Raw genomic sequence first — 8,109 nt, forward strand, 5'->3', positions numbered from 1 at the left:
TTCGCACGCCGCTTTTTCCGTTCCCGAGTTTCTTACCTTTGACAGTTAGAAACCTAGGCGGAGAGCGGCGTGCGGCCGTTAAGGCGCTCCCAACGGACCCACGGTTACGTCAGGAGAGCCCGTTTATGGCCCTATTTTCAGTCGGCGTGAACAAAATAGGACGCTGGTCGTCGGGTTCGATGGAAAGCTGGTAAGAAGCGTGGGCACACCGGCGGGCTCGGCCATGGCGCTCGTGCCGCCGAGGCCCAGACCACAACCATCAGTGCGAGAACGGTGGCAACGGCTGCAAGGCGCCGGGGTGAACAGGGCCGTCATGCAGCGGTTTCTTACTGTTTGCAACGCCACGCAGATGCATATACGTATCGTGATGCCAAAGCAGGCTCAGGATTCACGGCAGATTTCGGCCCGCCAACCACAGGATTACCCCAGTTTCTTTGGCCCCCATAGGGGGCTTTACCCCCGTAATAGCCGCGTGAAACCCTAGTCTGAGTCCATGGGGACAGATCAGGCACACCGCGACATGGGTCGAGCCCTGCTGGAGTTTCAGGGCGCCGTGTTCGGTGCCCTGGTGATCGTCGGCACGGCGGTACTGCTCAGCCAACCAGATGCCCTCGACCCGCTTCTCTATGCCGTCGGCGCCGGAGTCATCACCGTGGCGACCCTGATCACCCTGATCTGCCATAACCGGCCGGTCCTGCAACGGTTTGCGGTGCTGCTGCCGCTCGTTGACCTGCTCGGCATTCGATTCACCGCGCACGCGGAAGGCGCGACACTCTCGGGCGGTGCCCTGCTGCTGATTCTGCCCATGATCTGGATCGCGTACTCTTTCGGCGGGCGGGGCATACTGGCTGGCGTTGCCCTTCTCGTGATCACAACTCCGGTGGGACTCTTGCAGGCCTACGGCGGAGACATGGAACCTGGCAATTTCACCCGTATCGTGGCCTATCCGCTGACGCTGCTGATTTTGGCGGGGGCTGCGGGGGTGTCGGGTGCGCGCATCCGTCGAAAAAAGGTGCAACTCGCGGCGCAGACCGCCCTCACCGAGCAAGCGGTACGGGCCCGCGACGACCTGATCGAAGCGGTCACGCACGAGCTACGCACTCCACTCACGTCAATTCTGGGCAATGCCGAGCTGGTGCTGCACACGAATGATGCGCAGGCGATTGAGCGTCGGGCCGGGGTCATCGTGCACAACGCCGAGCAGATGGACACGATTCTCGCGGACCTGCTGCTCGCGCGCAGCACCGGCACTGCGCTGCTGGGACTGCACATCACGGCCACCGACGTGCGCGGGCTCATCGAGAACTGCCTCGCGGCAAGTCGCACAGCAGCCGATGCGCGCGGGGTGTCGATCGACGTGAGCGCGTCCGACACGCTCTGGACCGAGATCGACCCCAATCGCATTCGGCAGGTGTTCGACAACCTGCTGACCAACGCCATCAAATACAATCAGGTCGGCGGCACGGTAGTCATAAGCGAAACCCGCACGGTCAACACTGTGACCTTCGCCGTCACCGACAGCGGATGCGGCATAGCCCCCGCCGACCGCGCACGGGTATTCGAGCCGTACTATCGCACCGAATCGGCGCGGCACTCGTCGCAGGAGGGCTCGGGGCTAGGCCTGGGCATCAGCCGTGACATTGCGCGGCGGCACGGCGGCGACCTGCGCCTAGTCGAATCATCAGCACGCGGCAGCAGGTTCGAGCTGATCCTACCGCTGGCACTTTCCGGTCACGAGGACGCAGTGGCGCAGTCTGGTCACGAGAATGAGCAAATTGTTGCTTGAGCACCCGTGAAGCAACAATTTTCTTGCTTTCATGTGCTGAGGCGGCTTGGGCAAAATTAGAGGACAGAACGAACCGGGGGCTAGCGTGAATACTGAACGCATCGCAGTGGTCATCGAGGATGACGCTGATGTAGGCGAGGTGATCGAGACGATCCTCATCGAGGCCGGCTTCGAGGTCAAGCTCGCCAGCACGGGGGCTGAAGGCGTCGAGCTCGTACGGGTTCATGCCCCGACGCTCACGACCCTCGACGTGAACATGCCCGGCATGGACGGCTTCGAGACCCTCAAACGCATCCGCCAGATCACCACGAGCAGCATCATTATGATCTCGGCCCGATTCGATGAGATCGACGTCGTCCGTGGTCTCAACGCCGGCGCCGACGACTTCGTCGCCAAACCGTTTCGCATCGGCGAACTGCGCGCCCGCATCGACGCGGTGCCGCGGCGAGCGTCGGCCGTGGCCGGGCTCGGCCCGGTCGAGTCGACGTCGTTCCAGGGCGCGGCGGGGCTTGAGCCAAGCGAATGCCTGCACCACGATGGCCTGCGCCTCGATAAGGCGCGGCGCGTAGTAAAGGTGGATGGGGCAGCCGTTGTGCTGACCCGCAGTGAATTTGACCTGCTCGCGCGGCTGTTGCAGCCCGCAGACCAGGTGCACAGCAAGGCCGAGCTGATTCTCGAGATGCGCGGCGACAGTTACGTGAGCGGATTCCTGACGCACTCCGACAAGCGCTCGCTTGAGGTGCATGTGGCCAACCTACGCAAGAAGATCGGACCCGCCGATCGCATTGAAACGGTGCGCGGGGTCGGATATCGGCTCGCCGATGGCCCCTTCTGACGACGCACACACCGCGCAGGAGGTGCGCTAATACAGGAGAGTTCACGCCTGGCCGGAACGCCTCCGCGAACACCGCAGGGTAGACCCCGGAATTGATCCTGATCAAGGACGGCGGCGCCGCGGTCGCATCGCAACTACTCGTCACCATCGGTGACACCACGCATAACTACAGAGACTCAATTTGCGGCTCTGGCAGGCGTCACCCCGATCCCCGCATCGTCAAGAAAGTCCAGTCGCCACAGACTGTCCCGCGAGAAAGACCGGGCCGCGCACGCCTCGATCCACCGCATCGTGCTCGTGCGGATACCAAGGACCAACGCACCCGAGACTACGTCGCCAAACGCACGATCGACGGCAACGGTAACGGCTGCGCCCGTGTCGTGAGTCGAGACAGAGGTGAGCAGCACCCTAGTTCCCACAATCACCAGAGCCCCGAATACAACACTCTGACATTCCCAAAGGGAACGGCCTATGTGATTCCTTAGCTGACCTGTCCCCTGGGGCTCAGCCTACGGTTTACAGCAACCGATTCTAAGGTTTTACCCCAGATGAGGGGTGCATTAAATTATGTTAATCCTGCGATTCGCAGGCTGCGATCTGCCGCAAATCCTGAGTCTGATCTGACACGCTCAGATGGCGGCGTCGACTTGGTGCTGCAAACAGTCAGGAATTCTTGCGATGACGATTTCCCCCACCCGCCGTCGCTTCGCAGCCGTCATGACCTTCTTCTCCCCCTGCAGGTTGGGTTCGCCCACGCGAAGCACAACACGTTGTTTATTTGCGTCATGTTGTGGCGTTCGAAGCAGCTTCTGCTCGACGAGCAGCAGCACAGCTGACGCCTTCCAGGCGACGCCGTCTTTCTCAGCGGGGCGAGTTGGCACGTTTCATGAGCATTACCCCACGACAGGGACTACCTACGCGGTCGGAGTTGAAATAACTTCTTTTCTGGCCACGATTGGTAAGTTTCCCCGTCTGGGAACATTTCACGGATCCACCTTTCTGAGTGGACCTCACGCCGCTGCCCGATCGCATATCTGGAGTGTCCTTGCGTAAACTCAACAATTTTGATAACCGAAAACACCAACTTGGGTCAGAAAAATCAACAACCCCGCTACCCAGCGTGCATCCGCGCCCCAGCGACGGAAAGCTACTCCGAGGGCGCCTGGGCATTGTCGCCACGATCATTTTCTGGGTGGTTTACGTCATCTACACAGTGGTGCGCGAGTTTCTCAACTCGGGCACGGCCGGTTTTCGCTTCACCACCGAGGCCCTCGCTTACGTAGTGATCGTGACCGTTCTTATGTTCTCGGCGCTCATGTATCTCATCTCACGCCAGGGTGCTCTGCAACGGTTTCGACATCACCAACGAGTGCCACGCAGCGTTCTCGACAACCATTTCACCGAAAACCACAGTGCACTGACCGTTCTCGTACCGTCGTATGCCGAGGAACCGTCAGTCATTCGTGCAACTCTCTGGTCGGCGGCACTCCAGGAATACCCCACGATTCGACTCGTACTACTCATTGACGATGACCCCAATCCAGCCGACCCTGCAGTGCAGCGTCGGCTGGACGAGACACGCGGAATCGCCAACGAGATCAATGACGCATTGGCGGAACCAAGTCGTCGTTTTACCGAAGCTCTGCATCTGTACACACTCGAACTCAACGACTCGCCCGAGGTGACCGGCGACGCCGTCAGACGACTGTCCGCCCACTATCGCTGGGCTGCACGCTGGCTCAAAACCCACACCAACACAGACGATACCCGGGATCACGTTGAGAAGTTCTTCGTCGACGAGGTGTTGGGCGGACTCGCTAGCGATTTTGGTCTCATCAGTTCGGCGCTTGACGCTGCCGCGTGGGAAGACTTGGCGCCGTCACCGAAACGCATGATGGAGCTTCATCGTCGTCTCGTCTGGACGTTCACGGCTACCGTCGATACCTTTGAGCGCAAGCAGTTTTCATCGCTCTCGCATGAGGCCAACAAAGCTATGAACCTCAACGCCTATATCGGCCTCATGGGCGGCTGTTATCAGCGCGAAGAAGGCCCAAACGGCAGTATTCTCTGGCCGGTACTCGACGCAACCAAGTCCAACTTCATTGTGCCCGATGCTGTCTACCTGCTCACGCTCGATGCCGACTCGGTACTGCTGCGCGATTACTGCCTGCGGCTTGTCTACTTTCTGGAACAGTCTGAAAACTCTCGTGTGGCCGTCACCCAAACGCCCTACTCATCATTTAGGGGTGCACCGACCCGACTCGAACGGTTGGCTGGCGCCACTACCGACATTCAGCACATTTTGCATCAGGGAATGTCGCACTTCGGAGCGGCCTTCTGGGTCGGGGCTAATGCCGTCATTCGCAAACGCGCCCTGGAAGACATTGTTGAAGTCGAAACAGTCGGCGGCTTTGAGGTACGACGCTACGTGCAGGACCGCACTGTAATTGAAGACACCGAATCGAGCATCGACCTCGGCGTGCACGGCTGGAGTCTGGTCAACTACCCGGAACGCCTCAGCTACAGTGCCACTCCCCCGGACTTCGGATCACTCATCGTGCAACGCCGGCGGTGGGCCAACGGCGGTCTGCTCATCCTTCCAAAATTTCTCAAGCAAGTGCGTGCCCGGCATGGAACCGACAACCCGGTGACACTTCTGGAGCTGTGCCTTCGGCTGAACTACATCAGCTCGATCGCCTGGGCCAACGTCGGGCTGCTGTTCCTGCTCGTTTACCCCTATGACAGCCGCCTGCTCAGCCCAACCGTGCTGCTGGCATCGCTACCGTATTTTCTGCTCATGGGCAGCGACCTGCGCTACAACGGCTACAAATTCTCAGACGTTCTGCGCATATACGGCCTCAACCTCATTCTCTTACCGGTGAACCTCGCCGGAGTACTCAAATCTCTGCAACAAGCGATCACCGGAAAGAAGATTCCTTTCGCCCGCACTCCGAAGGTCAAGAGCCGCACGTCAGCACCCCTCCTGTTCGTTGTCGCGCCCTACGCGATCGTCGCGTTCTCCGCTTTCACCGCGTGGCGCAATATCTCGTCGGAGAACTGGGGCAACGCTCTCTTCGCCGCCGTCAACACGGTGCTTGCTCTTGCCACCATTCTTACCACCATCGGAATTTGGAACTCGATCGTTGACGTCTGGCTCGGTCTTACCAACTGGCTGTGGATCGAGAAGAAACGCAATCGTTATTTCGTTCCAGCGCAGGCGACACCGCCGAGCCCGTCGCTCAATTGGCGTTCCGTGCTCTATCACGGTGGAATATCTGACCACCCACAACTCACCACACCCGTGCCAAAAAGTAGCGAAGTAGTTCGCTGGTCCAACGAAAGGGACTTTCCCATGTCATCAACCAGTCGCGAATTGCACTCGCGCGTCGAAGAACTTTCATGACCGGGCAGAGTGTCGCCTCGCCCACTTACGTTCGACCGACCCGACGGCTAGGATTCTGGCGAATGACATTGGCCACCTTCATCGTGCTCGGCCTCACCGCCGGCAGCTTCGCTGGCTGGCAGTGGTGGACGGCCACCCGCGCCGTCGCCTCCTACGATCCGTGGTTCGCCAGCTATGTTGACGTGACCGCGACCCCGAGCTACGCCTTCGAGGCGCCAACCACAACCGCACGAAAAAACGTTGTACTCTCCTTCATCGTTGCCGCCACGGATGACCCCTGCGAGCCGACGTGGGGAACGGCGTATTCGCTGGACGAGGCATCCGCATCCCTCGATCTAGATCGTCGACTTGCACGCCTCAGCCAGCTAGGGGGCCATGCCACGATCTCGTTCGGTGGCGCCATCAACGACGAGCTAGCCACCGGGTGCACCAATACCGCCAAACTTGCCCAGGCATACACCACAGTTATTGACCGGTACCAGACGTCGCACATTGACCTCGACATTGAAAACACAGCCTTGTCGGATTCGGCCGCCGGTGAACGACGCGCCGCCGCAATCAAGACAGTGCAGGATGAGCAGGCAGCTGCCGGCAAACCCCTGGTGGTCTGGCTGACCCTTCCCGTGGCTCCACACGGACTCACCGACGATGGTAAGCGGGCCGTCGAGCAACTTCTGACCGCCGGCGTCGACCTCGCGGGTGTCAACGTCATGACCATGGAATATGGCGAAAGCAAGAAACCAACTGCGTCGATGGCGGATGCGTCGATCGACGCTCTTAACGCCACTCACGCTCAGCTCGCCGTACTGAACTCGGCCGCTGGCATCACCATGACCGATGCCGATCTCTGGTCACGTATCGGTGCGACACCGATGATCGGACAGAATGGAACGGTTGACGAGGTCTTCGGCCTGGCCGATGCGCGCACGCTGAATGCTTTCGCACAAGACAAGCAACTCGGCCGGATGTCGATGTGGTCGCTCAACCGGGATCGCGCCTGCAGCCCAAACTATGTAGACATTAAGCAAGTGTCTGACGCCTGCAGCGGAGTCGACCAGAACGACCAGAGCTTCTCCGACATTCTCGGCGCGAAGTTCACAGCCATTCCCGGAAGTGCCCCGCCCCTCACAGGATCAGCAGACGCAGCGCTCAAGCCTCAGACAACGACGGTGCCAGTGGCCATCATCAAAGACAACCCGCTGACCAGCCCGTATCCGATCTGGTCAGCCGACACGACATATGCCAAAAACACCAAGGTTGTGCGCAACAGCAACGTATACGAGACCAAATGGTGGAGCCAGGGCGATATCCCCGACAACGCTGCACTCCAAGCATTCGAAACTCCCTGGGAGCTCGTAGGCCCCGTGATGGCCACCGACACGCCACAGGTGCAGATCCTTCTACCAGAGGGAAGCTACGCTAACTGGTCGCCGACCGAAATCTACGAGGCTACCGAGCGCGTACTACTCGCAGGCGTGCCCTACCAGTCAAAATGGTGGAACCAAGCCGCCAGCCCGAGCGCCACAGCCCTCAACAGCGAGACCGGCCCGTGGCGCCTGCTGACAGCAGCCGAGGTGACGGAAAAACTGGCACAGCAATAAGAGCATCCGGCTCGACGAGAGCACTCTCACGCGCTTGAGCTGAAACATTCCGCGGAGATGGTTCCCCCGCCGGCGCGGAGGTCGGCGCAGAGTCTGTGCTCACCGTAGACCTCGTCGGAATCACCGTGGAACCGCGCCACTTTCTGTTCGATGCCCCTCCGTCGAATGGCACGGTGCGACGGCTTCCGTCCGAGCCAGACGTAGTATCCCAATCGGGAAATTTCGAGAAGGCGGACCATGCGGATGATGGTGAAATTGGCCTTCTTTGTCGGCATCAGTTCGAACGCTTTGTGTTCGTATCCGACTTTTCCTAGGCGAAGAAGATGGATGCATATTTTAGAAACGCCCGGTCGAGCTTCAGATTGTCAGCGACGGTTAGAAACTAAGCCAAAAACGGGAAACTGGCTCTCCTGACGTAACCGTGGGTGGTTTCCGAGCGCCTTAACGAGTACACGCCGCTCTCCGTCTAGGTTTCTAACTGTCA

At 59.8% G+C, this 8,109-nt stretch carries 6 protein-coding genes; 5 read left to right on the top strand and 1 reads right to left on the bottom strand.

What is annotated here, in order from left to right; all coding sequences use genetic code 11:
* The first annotated feature begins 493 nt into the window (after positions 1–493).
* The 3 genes from CXY71_RS00770 to CXY71_RS00780 all read left to right on the top strand — a co-directional run bounded on the left by CXY71_RS00770 (position 494) and on the right by CXY71_RS00780 (position 3,005).
* Positions 494–1,786: a cell wall metabolism sensor histidine kinase WalK gene (locus tag CXY71_RS00770; protein WP_104133828.1), complete on the top strand. Its 1,293-nt coding sequence runs from the start codon at positions 494–496 to the stop codon at positions 1,784–1,786.
* Positions 1,787–1,871: 85 nt separating this feature from the next.
* A complete protein-coding gene (locus CXY71_RS00775) occupies positions 1,872–2,621 on the top strand; it encodes a response regulator transcription factor (RefSeq protein ID WP_233198066.1) in 750 nt (249 codons plus the stop codon).
* A gap of 150 nt (positions 2,622–2,771) precedes the next feature.
* The gene (locus tag CXY71_RS00780) at positions 2,772–3,005 is read left to right on the top strand and encodes a transposase (RefSeq protein ID WP_104133829.1); all 234 of its coding nucleotides are present in this window, start codon (positions 2,772–2,774) and stop codon (positions 3,003–3,005) included.
* Positions 3,006–3,250: 245 nt separating this feature from the next.
* Here the strand turns inward: CXY71_RS00780 and CXY71_RS00785 are convergent, their stop codons facing one another.
* Complete coding sequence (locus CXY71_RS00785) at positions 3,251–3,451, bottom strand: hypothetical protein (RefSeq protein ID WP_146072694.1); 201 nt, start codon at positions 3,449–3,451, stop codon at positions 3,251–3,253.
* A 290-nt stretch (positions 3,452–3,741) separates the two neighbouring features.
* On the opposite strand from CXY71_RS00785, the gene CXY71_RS00790 reads away from it, so the two are divergent.
* Both CXY71_RS00790 and CXY71_RS00795 read left to right on the top strand, forming a co-directional pair.
* Positions 3,742–6,024: a glycosyltransferase family 2 protein gene (locus CXY71_RS00790; protein ID WP_368665844.1), complete on the top strand. Its 2,283-nt coding sequence runs from the start codon at positions 3,742–3,744 to the stop codon at positions 6,022–6,024.
* A 62-nt stretch (positions 6,025–6,086) separates the two neighbouring features.
* Positions 6,087–7,625: a glycosyl hydrolase family 18 gene (locus CXY71_RS00795; RefSeq protein ID WP_158252919.1), complete on the top strand. Its 1,539-nt coding sequence runs from the start codon at positions 6,087–6,089 to the stop codon at positions 7,623–7,625.
* Positions 7,626–8,109: the final 484 nt, after the last annotated feature.

The organism is Cryobacterium sp. Y62, assembly GCF_002929785.1.
Taxonomy (GTDB): domain Bacteria; phylum Actinomycetota; class Actinomycetes; order Actinomycetales; family Microbacteriaceae; genus Cryobacterium.

What these genes read in the sequence shown, in the direction of transcription:
- CXY71_RS00795 (WP_158252919.1), top strand. Translation starts at nt 6,087, where the DNA reads ATGACATTGGCCACCTTCATCGTGCTCGGCCTCACCGCCGGCAGCTTC.
- CXY71_RS00770 (WP_104133828.1), top strand. Translation starts at nt 494, where the DNA reads ATGGGGACAGATCAGGCACACCGCGACATGGGTCGAGCCCTGCTGGAG.